Source organism: Mesorhizobium sp. M0276 (assembly GCF_040321755.1).
Classification (GTDB): Bacteria; Pseudomonadota; Alphaproteobacteria; order Rhizobiales; family Rhizobiaceae; genus Mesorhizobium.
In genome coordinates this window covers 1-15,514 of sequence record NZ_JAMYSC010000038.1, presented here as the reverse complement: position 1 = coordinate 15,514, position 15,514 = coordinate 1, and the positions used below count along the sequence as shown (strand labels likewise).

Below are 15,514 nucleotides of genomic sequence, written 5' to 3'. Positions count from 1 at the left end.
TGCCTCACGACTTGACGATTTCAAGCTCGGTGCAGAGCTTAGGGTAATGCAGGTAACGAAGAACGTGCTCGACGATGCAGCCCGTCGCAAGATGATGGCGCAATTCCGATCGAAGGACACCAAGCCCGAAATCACGGTGCGCCGCGCGCTCCATAGGCTCGGGTACCGCTTCCGGCTGCATCGCCGTGATCTTCCCGGCACGCCGGACATCGTGCTCCGAAGGCATCGGACCATCATACTCGTCCATGGGTGCTTCTGGCACCAGCACGATGGCTGCCGGGATGCGCGAATGCCCCGCACCCGGCAGGACTACTGGTCAGCGAAGTTCCAGCGCAACAGCGAGCGCGACGCGAAGATCACCGCTGCCCTCACGGCGCTGGGATGGCGGGTCTTGGTCATTTGGGAGTGCGATGCAAGGAAACCGGAGCTGGCAAGCCATCTCGCCTCCGTGCTGGGACACGCCCCAGGCCACGCAGGACTACCGAGCGTGAAGAGACCGCGACGGCCTGACGGGCCGCGCGCTACGCCGCATCGACCTCCAACCAGCCGCGGTATCCAGCGGTCCCATCCACGTCGTAGTGTGCCGACCGGAGCAGATTAGAGGATTCGACCGTCAGAGACTCGAGCAGCTGAGCTTCCCGCCCAAGCATCTCGTCGAGATCGAATAACTCGTCGGTCGCGTCGAGCAGGCGTAGCCCATGGTCCACTTCGTTTGCGACGGCGACCTCAGTGCCCCCTCCGACCAAGCGATAGCGGTCATGCGCAGGTGCCTGCACAACGTCGCAACGGAAGCCAAGCGACAGCATGTCGGGATGATCTGGGAGCACCGCATAGAAACAGCCCGGCAGCATTTGAAGGGTGCGTTCCGGGTGAGCCGCTCCGACGAATCGGAGCAGCCACTTGCCGAACCCGAGTGCGAATAAGTTCATGAAGGCCCGCGGGTCCAGTGAACCTGGATCGGCTAGCACGGCACCGAGCCTGTCGCCCTCGGCACGGAGCAGCTCCCCAGTCCTTCGTCCGAATTCGTCGCTCGCTGCTACATTGTCCGAGATAGCCTTGATCAACGCGGCAAGGTTCCGAGCGTCGATACGGTCCGGTGACACGCGTGTGGTGATGAACAGCAGCCATGGATGGATCGCATTGGTTAGCTGCAGCTGGATGACCTCGGCGAGCGCGTCGATCACGGTCGCCTGCCCGGCACCAGCCGCGCGAAGCGCGATGTGATCGCACAGGTCGATGTTCACTGCATGAAAGGGCCCGCCGCCTCGCACCTCGGCGTATGCAAGCGATCCCCGGTTCGCGATAGATTCGAACCGCTCGCGCAAGATCATCGAGCCGCTGTGGATTCGCGCGAGACCTCGGACCTCGCTCTCTGAGATGTTCAGCTGCACATCGTCGGCAGACCCCCGCCGCACCGAGTTGAGGCCTGTGAAGCGGAGATCGAGGCCCGCCTGCTCACATGCCTCCCGGAGCACGCGCACGTCCAGGAGATCCTCGCCGGGAAGGCTGAGATAGCGCAACGTCCTCGCGTCGCCCGGAAAGTGCGTATCACGCAGCATGTCGACAAGCGAATCGTGCCACTGGTATCGTCGGACCCACTGCTTGCGCGGCCGGTGCCAGGGTTTGAATGGACGCTGAGAGGTCTCCTCGACGGTCGGTTTGCGCAGGATCTGGCCGAGAATCTCGTCGTCGTTGAACTCCTCCATCAGGGGCGAGCTCCGAACACTGCTGCGATGTCCGCGACAAGCGACTGCTGCTCCTCCCACGAGAGGTTCTCGAGCAGGCCCCAGGCGCTCAGCACCTTCACCAGTGCTTCGAGTTGGGTGTTCTCGACGGTGCTGTCGCGTGCCGCCGCCTCAGCCTCGAGAGTGTCAGCGTTGAACACCAGTATGCCGCGTTCGCGGTCCGCGAGGAGGGCTTGGCCGCCCGGCGCTAGCCGGACCTCTGGTGGGGGCTCGGCATCCAAGCCCTTCCGATCGCGCCAGACGCGCTCGACGAGGTTCTCAAGGTGCGAGACACGATGACCGGCCGCAGCCGCCCGCCGCGTCTCAAGCAACTCCTTATTGAGCTGCTTGAGCCGGTTCGTCGTCTGGCGGACGGCGAAATGCACCCACTTCTGGAGATACTGGTAGTGCGGATGGCTGTAGTTGAAGGACTCGCGGTCAATGTTGAGCGCTGCGTCGAGTCCCTCGGTGATGAAGACCTCGGACATGAGCTGACGCAAACGGGTGAGTTCGGAGACCTGGTAGCCCAGGAAGGAGGGATCGAAGAGGACACCGCTCGCGTTGTTCACGCGGACGAGGCAGCCGTTGTTCTCTTTGGGAGTGATCTTCTGGTTCCAGTATAAATATGCTTCGAAGGATAGCGCCCCTCCACCAATATCGGGGGGGACCGCTCCCAGACCGGATGTCACCTTGCCGAAGAACATCAGCGGGCGACCGATCTCGCTAGTGCCGTGGAGATCCCTGTCGAACGATATTGGCCGCAGCAGCTCGACATCGTCGAGGAGCACGCGGAACAAGCCGACGGGGTCGACGGTGCTCGTCAGCCCAAGCCGCTGCCCGATAGTCTCTGTACCCGTCAGCTCCACTGGCTCCGCCGACCTGCTAGTGAGGCTGTAGAAGCCGATCCCATCTCCGGCCGTCAGCTCGAATGGATGCCGGTCAATGTAAGGGACGGGCACCGCTAGGCTAAGCAACCAGATCATTCCGAGATAGTGATCGAGAGACTCCTCGATGTTGGGCGTAGCCTTGCGCGTGCGGACTTCTTGGCGCACCGCTGCATACAGCTTCCGGAACCTAGCACTCGGAGCGTCGGACACGTCCCATGGCAGCCGGGGCTGCTCGAGATATACATCGGCATCGTCGCGTGCCACGCGCCCGATATGGTAGCTCGGTGGCATCGGGGGAGCGCCATCCACGTCCCCGGCCTCTGCGCGGTCAAGAAAGGTCCACCTGTCCAGGCCCTGGAGCAGCTCGCGCGCCTGTGGCGTAATCTCCATCAGGACAATCTCGGTGCCCTGCGTCTCGATGTCGGTCGCGGGCTCGCTCGTGATCGTGACGGTGCCCGTCTCGAAGGCATGCTTGTCGGAGGCGGCGGCTAGCATCTCCTCCGTGTGTGTCTTCAGGATAACGACCGCAGAGGTCCGGAAGTCGTCCCCGCGACGCTTTGTGATCACTTGGAAATGCTGCGTCAGCTGTGCGACCGAGAAGAGCCCGATCCCGATCTTTCCAATGAGCCGCCGCCCGCCGGGGGAGAGCGTTGGGTCCGATGGGTTCGCCGTCCCGAGACGCTTACCCTTGGCGGTCCGCTTTGAGCTGCCACCAATGTGGGTCACGAGATCGGCCAAGACCTCCGGCGACATCCCGAGGCCGTTGTCTCGGACGACAATGCGCTCGAAGCGCGGCGCATCGGTCTGCAGAATGACCTCGGTGGCATCCGCGTCGTAGGAGTTCGAGATCAGTTCGCGGAACGCGGACGATGGCCGGCGGTAGATGCCGTCGGTGACGCGGGCGAGTACGCGATCGTCGACGCGAAGCGTCGTTCGGACGACATCTCCGCTCTGACGGCCGCGCCGTATCTCAAGCGCCAGCTCTTCAGCGCGATCCTGCATACATCCCCCTTACCCGTCTGGGCGCGCAGCAATCGCAAGCGACCCACGAGTGCTGTTTTGTCGACGCACCGCGCCCTGCGTCGAGCAGTATCAGATCGGCCTCCTGATCGCCATGAACGTGGACCGGAACTCGACGGCCAGCCCATTTTGCCTGCCCGCGACCTCGGCGGCGGTCAGCGCAGGATGGGTCATGCCAGGGCGGACATCCCAGAGCGGATGTCCTATTACGATCGCGCGGCTCGCGGCGATGACCGCCTCCAACCCTGCGATGGTCGTCCGCGACGATCCCGGAAGCGCTGCATGAACCCGGTCCGCAGCGTGTTGCGCAACGCCGGCCCAATAGGCTGGCGAGAAGTCGATGGGAGCCGCCGCATCGAGGCATAGCCGCGCGACATCCACCGCGAGACGCCAGTCCAAGATGCTGTGGTAGGCCAGGTTTCCGTAGTCGCGCATGCACTCGTGGCAAGATGTCTGGCACACCGTGCCATGGTCGTGCGGACCGGCCATGACCTGGAACCGGCCGAGGAGGCCGGGTCCAAGAACATCCTGCAGCACCGCTTCAAATTCGGCAGGCGCTCCCAGGAAGGTGCTGTAGCCGGCACCGTTCTCGAGCGTGTCCGAGAGGAACACCTGGCCTACAACGTTCCCCGCCGCAACTGTCGTGCGCAACCCGACCTTGAGCTCGTTATCACTGACATCCAAGCGCACCGCCGCAGCCCGCCTCAGCAGGAACCCGAACGAGTATAGTGCCGCCCGTCCCTCGACACGTAGTGGATCGGCAAACACGCCGGATGGCCACACGTCGACCCCGGCGACGAGCACGTCGGTGCGGCTTATCGCGGCCAGCGCCCGGCGGTCGGGACCGCCCGTGGGTTGGCTCCGAGGTATCGCGTTGACTTTGCTAAGGGCCTGACGCGTTGCCCAGGTCTCATCCCAGAACCTCTCGAACTCGAACAGCTGCCCGTTGTTGTCGTTGATCACGTGGACCGTCTGGCCGCCGCTGTGGATGCCGAAATTGCAGTGCGTCGCGAGCGGAGGTCCCGAAAGGCCAAGCTTTGGCCGCGTCGCGCGCGGGGTCCACTCGAAGGTCCCATCATAGTCCCGCTCGGACCCGAAGCGTGTTCGGAAGCCGCGCGGCTCCGAGAGATCGACGACCTGATAATCGGCGGCCCCGGCGCCGCACACTTGACAGGTGAACGCGGGGACGGCGGCCGCGTCGATCGACTGGCACCGGCGGCAGATGCCCGTGGGGATCGGCGGTCCGAGTGGGTTTGCGATCTCGGTGGGGATGCCTCCCCGAAGCTGATAGTCCACCACGCCGATTGCCGTGTGGATCATGCCTTCCTTTACGGTCTCCGACCCAGGAGCGAACTGGCTGATCGCGAGATCGAGGGGGCGATCAACGACATCGGCTGGCGGCCACTGTCCCCGGCCCGGTCTACCGTGAAATAGATAGCGCGTCCTGGTCGGGAAGCCGAACATCGGAAGAATGCCAGCATTGGCCAGCCGCTCGCTGAGCTGCGTCTGCATCAGGTGCGGGCTGGCCACCGCAGCGTCGATCTCCGCCACGAGGTTGGCGGCCGCCCACGCTTCCAAGCCGCTCTGGTTCGCCTGAAGAACAGGAGCTGCGGCTTGAAGAAGCACACTGCAGATCGCGGATATCCTAACTCCGTTCGCACCGATCCAGGCGGAGACCTGCGCACGAACTGTCGAGCCAGCCCCACCGCCAAGACCAGCTGCGGGCTGCCCCCATGCGGCGGTTTCCCCGAACTCTCCATGCACGCTGTCTCCGGATGCCGCGGGAAACAGCTGGAGCGCCGCGAACGCCTCGCGGAGAACTTCTTTCGCCAGCACTCGCCGGACTATCGGCTCCACTGTGAGGTCGACATATGGCTGCGGCGGAGGATCGGCTGTGATCTTCTCGGGCCGCTGGAAGTAGTAGTCGTCATGACTCCGACCGCGGCAGAGCGTCAGCGCGATGGAGAGTGCGGTGCCGCGTCGGCCGGCGCGACCGACCCGCTGCTGATAGTTAAACCGCAGCGGCGGCATGTTCGCCATCATGACTGCAAGCAGCGATCCGATGTCGACACCAGCCTCCATCGTCGTCGTTACACTGAGGAGATCGATGGTGTCTACGAGGGGAATCTCCTCGGGAGCGGGAAGGCAGACACCTTGGAAGAGCCGTTGACGCATGCGCGCCTCAGCCTTGCCGGTCTGTCCCGTCATCTCCTCGCAATTGAGGCGGAAAAGCGGTCCGGCATCCCGCGCCAGGAATAGGTAGTAATCCATTGCCGTTGCGCCGGCCCCAATAGCCTGGGGGCCTACCAGCTGGCCTTGGCAATCGGTGCATACCGACGCACTCGGATGGAGATGGACGCGCCGGCAGGCATCGCATTCCCACGATCCCGCACCGGCACGGGCGATCCGTAGTCGGTTCGGCTGAATCAGCCAACTCGTGACTAGGCCGCCATGGGAGAGCCGGTTCTCAACCGCCGCCACCAATGCCGCGGCCGGCCGAGCGTTGACCCTCGCGACCTCGTCTAGATAATCTCGGACGAACCCTGGCGCGGCCGGTGCACCCAGCGCGGTGTAGGGCTCGCCATCGATGCGGCGGCGCTCGCCGAGAAGCCGAAGCGTGCCGTCTGCTGCTTGGACAACGACCGCGTCGCCGTCCCCCGGTGCCCCCGACCCGACGGCGGCGTGTGCGATCTGAAGCGCTTCCAGTCCGCGGCGTCCCGAGGCGAAAATCACGTTCAGCACCGCCGCATGAGCGCTGCGGCGCAGCCGCCGAAGATGCTCGTCCTGCTCGACGGACAGCCCTCCCGGTAATGGCGACGGCGGCGTTGTTGCCCAGTCGAAGAGCTCCCGCCAGCTGCCCGTCTTCCGATCTGGAGCGGTCCAAAGGCTGTCTTGGGCGTACCCTCCTGGATTGATTCCGGCCGCAAGAAGCTGGAGTTCTGCATCGCGAAACACGTCGCCGACGAGAAACGGACCCGCTGTCCGGGCGAGGATCGCCGCCGCCGCCTGCGCGAAAGTGGAGCCGGGCGAATAGGGGCACGGCTGCCCCGCCAACGGACCGGCTGCAAATCCGATGACCATCGCGTCCTGCGGTGAGCTTAACACGAAGGCGGCCGCTGCCGCGGCCTCCTGTGGTGTGAGCTGTGCGCCAGCGATCTGGCTTTGGAAGGCGACGGGTCCTTGGCCTGCCACTTCCAGTGCAGCCACCACTGCCTGGCGAACTGCGTCGAGATGGTGGGCCTGGCGCATCCCGGCTGAGAGCTTGGCCGCGTCCTGTCTGCTATCGGAAAAGACGACAAGCTTCCGGTTCTGCTCGCTGCCCGGAGGAGCGATGTCACGCAGGAGCGAGTCCGCAAGTACTTGGGCGACCTTCTGGAAACCCGTGCGCTGCCCTCGAATTGGCGAGCCGACGTTGCGGCCTGCCCAGTCCGCGTCGCAGCGCGGGCAGCGAGAAGGAAATGCTCCCGCTGTCGGCAGAGCTGCGCCGCCGGCGCGCTGCGGCTGGTGCTGGGTAGGAACGTAGTAGACATGCCCATTGCCAATCACGCCCGCTGTCAAAATACCGGAGCGCGGATCCAACCGCGCCCGCCGCCATTCTCGCAGGACGTTCGCCTGTCTCCAGCTCGTCGATCGCGGGGTGCGGCCGGCGGATGGCCAGAACACCGCGTAGTTGCCGTAGTCGCGCTCCGCGCCGGCCCGGTCCGGCACCTGCTCGAGATCGGGGAAGTCCGGTGTCAGCCGCCACTGGTTCGGATTGTTGGTATCACCTCGATATCCGCCCAGGAATACCTCGCCGCACGGCTCGCAATACAGGAGCTCAAGCACACGCGAACCGCATCCGCATCCAGAGGCCGGAATGTGATGGAGCGCTCCGACAGGTGGGGCGTCAGGGCGCTGTGGGATGTGCCCACAGGCGGGGTCGACACAAGCCCAAAGCCCTTGCACGTTCCGGAACATTATGTGGGCGCGAACCGGTAGCAATGGATCGGTGTTCGGCAGTTCGGCGCTCGCGAGCGCAGTCACCAGGCCCTCGGCCGCAGCCGTCGCTACCTGCCGAGACTCCGCGGGAAATAGGCGGACACCGATGTCGGCGGTCTGTCTTGGCTCCAGTCTGCCAGAGCCATCGTCGGATCTGCAGACCGATCGCAGCGCGTCCGCCGCCTCAACGCGCGCGAGCGCGCGGCCAAGCCTGTCCCCGGCCAGAAGATGGCCATTCTGGCTGACTCCGACCGCGGCTTCGAGCGCGCCGACCGCTCCGTCGATCCCTGTCGAGGCGGCCGCCGCGGGAAAGGCGGCAAACGCAGCCGCGTGCGACGCGATGGATGACACCGCCGTCGCTGACAGCGGTCGCTGCGTGCCGCCGATCACGGCGAATCGCGACCTGTCGCGGCCAAAGAACCCGTGCAGGTAGTCGCGCCCGGCGACATCGTCAGAAAGAGAAGCGGACGACGCGATGATACGGAGCTGATCGTGGTCCGGGCGAAGCCCGAGGCGATCGAGCAGCACCCGCAGAAGATACGCCACCTCTGTTCCAGGCGTGCCGCGATAAGTGTGCAGCTCGTCGACTACGAGATGGAACACGTTCCGCGTGTCGAGGCTCAGCCAATGACGGGTGGCATCGAAGATGGGTGCCTCAACACCTCTCATCAGCATGATGTTCAGCATGCTGTAGTTCGTGATCAGGATGTCAGGCGGGCTGTCTTGCATGTCCCACCGGGACCACATCTCCGCACCGTCCATGCTCTGGAAGAAACGGACAGCTTCGGGTGATCCGGCGACGGCGAGTGCATCCCGCTCGAGCGATGCAAGCTCGCGCCGCAGTTCCCCTTCCTTGCTCGTGGAAGACGGATCGCCCGAAACCGGCGTGCGACCAGTGTAGCGACCAAAATAGAGTCGGTTGCCATGGCGGTGACTGTCGAGCCAGTTTTTCGCATTGATGCTGTCGAAGCCCAGGCGAAGGCGGACGAGTTGGTCCTCCGCCAGCGCGTTCAAAGGGTACATTACCAATGCGCGCATCGCTGGCGGGCGCGCGACGGGATCCTCGTGACCTCGCTGAGAGACGCGCGGGTGGTATCGCCGTCCGGGCGGGCCGTCGTGGTTCCACCAGTCGCGCTCGGCCGGTGGGGCTCCTGGAGCTCCCCAGCGGGCGGATTCGGCGACAAGTGCCGCGGCGAGCGGGAGGAGGAAGCATTCGGTCTTGCCCGAACCCGTGCCGCTGGTGACGATGATGTCCCTGCACTCACGCATCGACGCATCGAGTGCCCTGAATTGGTGCTCGTAGAGCTCGCGCCCGGCAGGGAACAGACCCTGTGACACGAAATCCGATATGTCGGTGATGAGCGGGGGCGATACGAGTCCGCCGAGAATGTCGGCCGCCGCGGAGGCGAAATTGCGGCCGCTCATAGCGTACGGCGGTGCCGGTTCGATAAGTGGGCGGCGGTAGAGGCGCCCATCGGTATCGAGAAGCGCTCGGCGCTCGGCGACCAGGCTGTCATAGCGGAGGTCGAAGGGGCTATCTAGGTAGCGCAGATAGATGTCGCGCATGCCCTCGAAAATCGAAACCGGGTTCGTCAACTAGTTAGCTCCCTCTCCAATGTTTCGCAGGGCGGCCGATACTCCCGTAGCAACCGGGGAGGTCACCCCGGAGTAAACGAGTTGTCGCTCGGCCACGGATGGCAGTACGCCCGAGCAGACCACCAGCGCGCGGTCGAGGAGGCCTGGCGGCCGAACCGTGATCGGAAAACTGGCAATACCCTTGGACAGGTCGAGCCGCATCGCACGCTGCCGGCGGCCTAGGACCCAGAACTTCGCCACGACGGGAGGCACCTCGCGGGAGATTCCGCCGTGCCTGAAGATATGGCGGGAGCCGTAGTCGGAGGTGAATCGGAAAAGGCCGCGCTGCGTGCTGCCGGCCTCCGCCACTGTGGAGGCCGTCCAGACCATTTGCGAGCGGGAGAAACGAAACACCTTCCACCCGCCACTGGGCAGCGCCGTCTCCGGAAAGCTCTCAGGCGAAGGGGCTCGATAGGCTGCGAGCACGGCCAGCGCGGCGTTCCATTGCACGGGGATGCCCATTTCACGTGCCAAGCCGATCATCTCTCCGGCCGATGCCGCTTCGACGCGCACTAGATCAGGGGCGCCTCTCTGCGGAAGCGTGAACATCCTTCCCGCTGCAGCGGAAGCCAGGCGCGCGAGGAGCGCGTCGCTGCGCGCACCGCACAGTACAGCGGTCGCCGATGTCGCGGGATCGCCTGCGGCAAACACCGGCGGTGCCACGCGCCACCCGCCTCCGGCTGCCTGGCCGAACTCACAGTGTGCCAGGCTGCCGAACGCCCACATCGCCCGGTTGTGCGCGGCTGGCCCGCCGCGCAGGGAGGGAAGCAGCTCCGCTGCTTTGCGCTTGAAAGTAGCGTCGGTGCCGGACGCGACCGCCGACACCCAGAGGAGAAGCTCGTTCATCGCGGCGGCCTTCGTTTTCTTTTGGCGACCGCCAGGTACTGGTCCCACAGCTGCCGCTCCGCCGATCCGTGAGCACCGCTGCGTCCAACGGAGCAGATGGTCCGTGCCCACAGGGAGATCGTCGAAGCCACCGCGCGGGCCGGGGTAGAGGGAGCGAGCGGCACGCTGATCAGAGAGGGTCTTGAGTTTCGCATGCCCGCAGCGCGCGCCAGAAGCCATACCGGGGCGAATTCCGGCTGAGCGACGTAGATGCCGCCGATCGCTGCGCTGAAGTTGCATATCTCACCGGGCATCGCGCCGATGAGATGCGCGGAGGGATCGGTGTGGAAGTACTCGCTTCCGCTCGTCGAGGCGAGCGCACCTGCCAGAGCGGTCTTCTCACGCCAGGCGGGCCACCAATCCCAAACGAAGGCGCCCGGTGCGACCTCGTAGCTGGCAGTGATGCCGCCATATTCGATTCGATGACCACCTCGGCGGTCCCAGCCATCCGCAGTCCAGGCACCATCGCCATCGAGCGATGCGGGGCGACCGTCGATTCGCACGGGTTCGTCCGGCTCTACCAGCCCTAGTAACCGGATCGAAGGCGGGTGCCCTTCCAGCCACCTTCCGCGATCAAGCTGTAGGCCTCCCGCCAACTCGATCGAGATGGCGGGCAGCGGATCGAGTGCATGCAGGATCGCCGGGCCATCCTGGGGCGCTGAGGGCCGCGCCGGGCGTATGCCGCGCCAGCAGAACCAATCGGCAGGAACTCCCGGACCCTCGATCCTCATGGGAGCGTTGGCGCCTGTGGCTGCGATCTGAGCGAGTGCCACGCCCACGAGCTCGTCCTTGCAGATGACCACGTTCTCGCGCCCGATCGCGACACGAGGCTGGCTGACGAATCCTGCGACGCTTGGATGCTCCCCGAAGATGTGAATGTCCCGCGATGAGCGATGCCACCGGATGGGCAACCCGACGGCCGCGATCGACAGCCCTTCCGAGAGCACACGGGCACCATCCGCTAGCGCAAGCGGCTCGAGGAGCCGGTCATCCAGCGCGCCCAGCCAAGTCTCGTCTCCGCCTTCCTGTACCGCGACTTCTTCAGCGCCGACCGGCTGGCGCAGCAGCGCGCTGAGTTCGATTCCCCAATCACCTGGGCCGAATAGCAGCTGAAGGTCCGCTTCTAAATCCTGATACTCACGGTCCGCATTGGCAGCCGAAAGCCGGGTCTCGCGCCTGGCCCGCGACCGTTCCAGCCTTGGGTGGTAGATCGGCGGTCGGCCAGCCCCCGACTCTCCGCCGGCTTCATTCTCGCCAGGCACCACCCGGCCTTGGGGGGCGGACCGCTCGGGTCCTGAGGACGTTGGCTCGATGATGTCCGAAGCTATCTCCGCATGAAGCGTCTCGATTGCATCAGATTCGGCACCGGATAACGTCACGGCCGGGGCAACTCCGTCCGATGGAGCACCGGGCCTCCTGCCAGGCGACGCGGCCTCTTGAGTTTCCCCGGCCATTTCCGTTCTGGTGATCGCAAGTCGCCCGGCATCCCCGGCGGCCGGCTGGCGTGGGTCACTCGGGGGGATGATGTGGTCGCCCTCATCGGAAATGTCGGGTAAATCGGCGCAGGACGCAGGATCGATCGCTGGCCCGTCGTCCGGACCCTTGGTGCTGGCACTCTGGGGAGCATCGGCTGCGTCCGCAGATACCTCTTCCATCACGCCAATGGGAAGTGGAGCGGTCAAGGTGACATCCATCGGCACGCTGCAGGCAACCTCGGAGCTTGCGATCGCGGCTGCAGCGGGAGGCGGCACCTCCCCGCCTCCGATGCATTCAGCACTTGTGACGCTTACCGACTCACCTAGAGAGGGGCGGGCATCACTCCCGGGCGTGAGCCACTCCGCCTCCGGCAGCACACGGGGTGCAGCGATGACGGCGAGATCACACGCTGTCTCATGACCCCGCCGCCCTCCAATTTCGGCTTCCGCAGCCTGAGCCTGCTCCTCTCCGGTCGAGTCGTGATAGGCGTTGGTCGGGATGTCAGACTCGGCCGCATCCATTGGCCCTGCGTCGGCCGAAGTGATGCCGACCGATGCTATGTCTTCCATAGAGTCCGCGATGACGGACACGTCAGCAATCTCGATGACATCTTCCTTGCTGCTCAATTCGCCCCGCGTCAAACCTACTGCCGATGGCTCGACGTGGGCCGGGTGAGAAGGTCCTTCCGGCTTCGCTATCGCCGCCGCCACGACCTCACGGGCTGGATCTGGCGCGAACGGCACAGTTTTCCGACCGCCGAACATAGTTAGCGTGCGACGGAGCAGCACCCCAGCGAAACGGCCGGCCGAACGGAGGAACTCCAGCACCCGTCAGCTCCGTGCCTCGGCGGGGCAGCGTAGCGCGGGTCGCAGTTGTAAGATGGTAGGAACCGACTGAATCCCTCTGGAGAAGCTGACACAGCCCCGAAGATTCGCTTCGGCATTTTCCTCCGACATCCCCAACATTCCGACAATCTCCCCCAACCGAGGCACAACCTAAACCAAACCTCACGTCGCGCAATACTACTTGGACATTACTAATCGTGTACGCGGCCAAAATGTTTCTAAATGCGGTCCGCAACCTGTTCACCACTTGGTTGGAGAGGGCGATTTGCATCGCATCCGAGAAGGTAGCTCAGGCCGAGAAGGTAGCTCAGGCCGTACTTTCTGTATTGCTGGATGGCCGTGAAGCTGTTTCTGACTGGACCGAGACGACAGTCTCGGGATCGCGACGATGGCAAGAGAGCGAGGGACTAAGTGTCTACAACGATGTGCGATCTAGCAAAGACGCTGCCGCTGCTGATCGGCCGTCTCCTGGACCGAGAGGCGAAGCTTAGTCGGGGGCGGTTCCGCGAGGAGACGATGACTGACATCTTCACCGGCGCGCTTGCGGCATTCGCCGGACCTGAACTGGTCATCCAGTATCCGGACGAGGCCGTGACAGGCGCCGACCTTGATCTGAGGTTCTGGCACGTAGCGACCGGCCGCGAACTCCAATTGAGGATACAAGCCAAGCGCCTGAGCGCCGCCTACAACGCCAAGAAGGCAGTGAACATTGAGCACCGCTCCTACCATGAGTTGTTGCACAAGCCCGCGCGTTCGGCCAAGTTCCAGTTCGAGAGCCTTGCCGACGCACCCGCGCCTTGGATGCCTCTTTACATGTTTTACAATCACCAATCTGCGGCGGATGACCTCTTCTTCGCGAGTGTCGGACCGATGGTGAGCGGGGTGAATTTGGCCTTTGCTGCCGATGTCGCAAAGGAGTTGACGGTCAAGCTCAAGGCTGCGAAAGCCACGCCGATGTCTGTCAAGCATCACAAGCGGCTAAGCCATCTCCGCAAGCATCTATTCGGCTTAGAGGCAATACTGTGCCCGAGTGGAGATTGGGAGGGAGCAGGCGTGCCGCCGCCGGACCTGGTCTCCGCCTCACTTCTCGATCGCTGGGAAGTGAGCGGTAAGGGAAATGCACGGACGAAGGACGAGGACATTGCCCTGCGCATCCGGTCAGAGCCATTAAGTGGATCTCCGGACGGGCACTTCAGACGACGTATTTCCGATGGTCCTTCCATAAGGGTAGATCATACTGTCGAACGTCCAGTAGTCACCTTCATCACTGGCCGAACCGGCGACGACCGTACGCCCATCATCACCGAAGATACCGAGGGATAATGGCGCTTGCGACTGGGTCTCTAGTCGTCAACAGAGCGGCCGCTTGCTGGTAACTTCGTCCCGATGGATGACTGTGAGCAAACGGCCGCGTACGGGACTCCGTAGCCGACCAGACACTGTTCAAGTGATTGGAAACGGCATCGAAGGTTTGATCAGCGACTCAGGACCACCTCGCAGTTCATGGCTATCGAGTCGCCTTGTGCTGTCTTCGCGGTGTTCGGGGCGAAGGAGTTTCCCGAGTATTAGTCTTCGATGCCGGCTTCTGCTTACCGTGCACCTTTGGTTTCCCGGCCGTCGCCAGTGTTAGTGGTGGAAGATCCGCATTCCCGGCTATCCTCTCGGCGGCTTTGCGCCAGGTTGTGCTGTCGGTCAGTCGCGACGGCTTGACCTTCAGCTTCTTGCAACCGGGTACCTCCCTGATCGTCTCGATCAGGCTCTGCGCTTGGTTCTCATAGAGCCAGGGATTGATGTAGACGGTGTCGATCCACTCGTGCGGGCAGTCGATGAAGATGATTTGCTGCTGTTCGGCTGCTGTCTCGATTACGATCCGATATTCGTCTTCGTCTTTGAAGCCGTAGCGCTTCACGAAGGGGAGATCCTCGATATCGGACGGCGAGAGTTGCGTCACCTCATCAAGCTTCAGGTATTCGACCTCTTCGTACCTAATCTTCGTGCCCGGTTCCGGTAGATGGCTGTCGAGATAGGCTTCGAGCGGCCGCCGTTTCAATACTAGGCACGCGCCGGATGCGCCGCCCGCGAAGATCTTCCAATGGTGATAAGTCTCGCCGCAAAGTGCGGCGCACATGCCATACAGGCCTCCCGCGTTCTTGTGGTTCTTGTACACACGCATGAACAGGCGATCGTTTCGGTCATCCCAGCTCTCGGGGTTCAGGATCGCCAGCTCCTGCCGCCGCAGCGTGTCAAGCAATGCCGCAATTGACATGTAGCGTCGGATGCGCGTCCTTTTCTTCTTCTTCGACATCTACCCCTCCACCGATCTCCCGCTGCGGAAATAGCACGATCCTGAGCCCGCAACTTAGTGAAACTAAGCGGACTGTCCCGGAGGCATCTAAATGCCCACTTCAGTAGTCGCGTCGCTCCGTTCCGCGGTGTCATTCCTCTCCCGCTACGGTATCCTTCACACGGCTGATGTCGATCGCTACCGTGCGCAATGCCGGAATGCAAAATGGTGTCCCACGGTATCGGGCATCGTTTTCGGAAGATGACTGCGGCAGGCGCGCCCGATAACCGGAAGAGCGGTTAGGAGACCCGACTTGTAGCTGGCCTGCCGTCCAGCGCCATTCGAGATCAAACTTCCGATAGTCGGTGTCCGAGGCAAGAACCTCGTAGGGCTGGCTAATCCTTCGCCTGCTCGGCATCGAATGGTGTCTCCATCCCGATCTCGCGGAGCAGCATCTGACCGAGGTGCGACACCTCCAAACTGTGCTTGAAATCTCCAGTGAAGGGATCGAAATCTGGAAACTCTCCCTTCTTTACGGTGCCAAAGCTCTTTTTGAGGAGGCCGAGGCGGATGAGATGATTTTCCCCGGCCTGATAAAGTTGGTTGTGATCGAGAGCTGATCGTGAAGATTGGAGATGTGGAGGGGCGGGGCGGTTGACCTTCTGGAACGCCCCGTCGTCTGCACGTAGAGCGTGGCGATCTGGCGCACGGCGGCTTCGGCGATCGGGGACTTGGTGTTGCGCGCCAGCTTCACAAAACGTCGGCGCAGGTGGCTCCAGC

9 protein-coding genes are annotated in these 15,514 nt (G+C 63.6%); 2 read left to right on the top strand and 7 right to left on the bottom strand.

Features of this window, described 5'->3' with window-relative positions; genetic code table 11:
• Positions 1-46: 46 nt before the first annotated feature.
• Entirely contained in the window at positions 47-601 is a 555-nt protein-coding gene (locus tag NKJ01_RS25520) for a very short patch repair endonuclease (protein ID WP_352732064.1), read from the top strand.
• Here the strand turns inward: NKJ01_RS25520 and NKJ01_RS25515 are convergent.
• From NKJ01_RS25515 to NKJ01_RS25495, 5 genes are all read right to left on the bottom strand, one after another.
• Positions 522-1,706, bottom strand: coding sequence for a PP_RS20740 family protein (locus tag NKJ01_RS25515; RefSeq protein WP_352732062.1), 1,185 nt, complete (start codon positions 1,704-1,706; stop codon positions 522-524). The genes NKJ01_RS25520 and NKJ01_RS25515 overlap by 80 nt on opposite strands.
• On the bottom strand, positions 1,706-3,613 hold the full coding sequence (locus tag NKJ01_RS25510; RefSeq protein ID WP_352732060.1) for an ATP-binding protein: 1,908 nt from the start codon (positions 3,611-3,613) through the stop codon (positions 1,706-1,708). The genes NKJ01_RS25515 and NKJ01_RS25510 overlap by 1 nt, the downstream gene beginning before the upstream one ends.
• A 90-nt stretch (positions 3,614-3,703) precedes the next feature.
• Positions 3,704-9,205 (bottom strand): DEAD/DEAH box helicase, encoded by a 5,502-nt coding sequence (locus NKJ01_RS25505; protein ID WP_352732058.1) that lies wholly within the window; start codon positions 9,203-9,205, stop codon positions 3,704-3,706.
• Positions 9,206-10,090, bottom strand: coding sequence for a hypothetical protein (locus NKJ01_RS25500; protein WP_352732055.1), 885 nt, complete (start codon positions 10,088-10,090; stop codon positions 9,206-9,208).
• Complete coding sequence (locus NKJ01_RS25495; protein ID WP_352732052.1) at positions 10,087-12,231, bottom strand: hypothetical protein; 2,145 nt, start codon at positions 12,229-12,231, stop codon at positions 10,087-10,089. Before NKJ01_RS25495 ends, NKJ01_RS25500 begins: the two co-directional genes overlap by 4 nt.
• Positions 12,232-12,873: 642 nt before the next feature.
• Between NKJ01_RS25495 and NKJ01_RS25490 the strand changes: the two genes are divergently transcribed.
• Entirely contained in the window at positions 12,874-13,773 is a 900-nt protein-coding gene (locus NKJ01_RS25490) for a DUF6615 family protein (protein ID WP_352732145.1), read from the top strand.
• Positions 13,774-13,957: 184 nt separating this feature from the next.
• On the opposite strand, the gene NKJ01_RS25485 is transcribed toward NKJ01_RS25490, so the two are convergent.
• Both NKJ01_RS25485 and NKJ01_RS25480 read right to left on the bottom strand, forming a co-directional pair.
• Complete coding sequence (locus tag NKJ01_RS25485) at positions 13,958-14,755, bottom strand: DUF2971 domain-containing protein (protein WP_352732049.1); 798 nt, start codon at positions 14,753-14,755, stop codon at positions 13,958-13,960.
• Positions 14,756-15,129: 374 nt separating this feature from the next.
• Positions 15,130-15,514, bottom strand: a 385-nt coding sequence (locus NKJ01_RS25480; protein ID WP_352732047.1) for a hypothetical protein, incomplete at its 5' end; no start/stop codon positions are given.

Coding starts and splice junctions, on each gene's coding strand:
- NKJ01_RS25520 (WP_352732064.1), top strand. CDS start 47: ATGCAGGTAACGAAGAACGTGCTCGACGATGCAGCCCGTCGCAAGATG.
- NKJ01_RS25510 (WP_352732060.1), bottom strand. CDS start 3,613: ATGCAGGATCGCGCTGAAGAGCTGGCGCTTGAGATACGGCGCGGCCGT.
- NKJ01_RS25485 (WP_352732049.1), bottom strand. CDS start 14,755: ATGTCGAAGAAGAAGAAAAGGACGCGCATCCGACGCTACATGTCAATT.
- NKJ01_RS25490 (WP_352732145.1), top strand. CDS start 12,874: ATGTGCGATCTAGCAAAGACGCTGCCGCTGCTGATCGGCCGTCTCCTG.
- NKJ01_RS25500 (WP_352732055.1), bottom strand. CDS start 10,090: ATGAACGAGCTTCTCCTCTGGGTGTCGGCGGTCGCGTCCGGCACCGAC.
- NKJ01_RS25515 (WP_352732062.1), bottom strand. CDS start 1,706: ATGGAGGAGTTCAACGACGACGAGATTCTCGGCCAGATCCTGCGCAAA.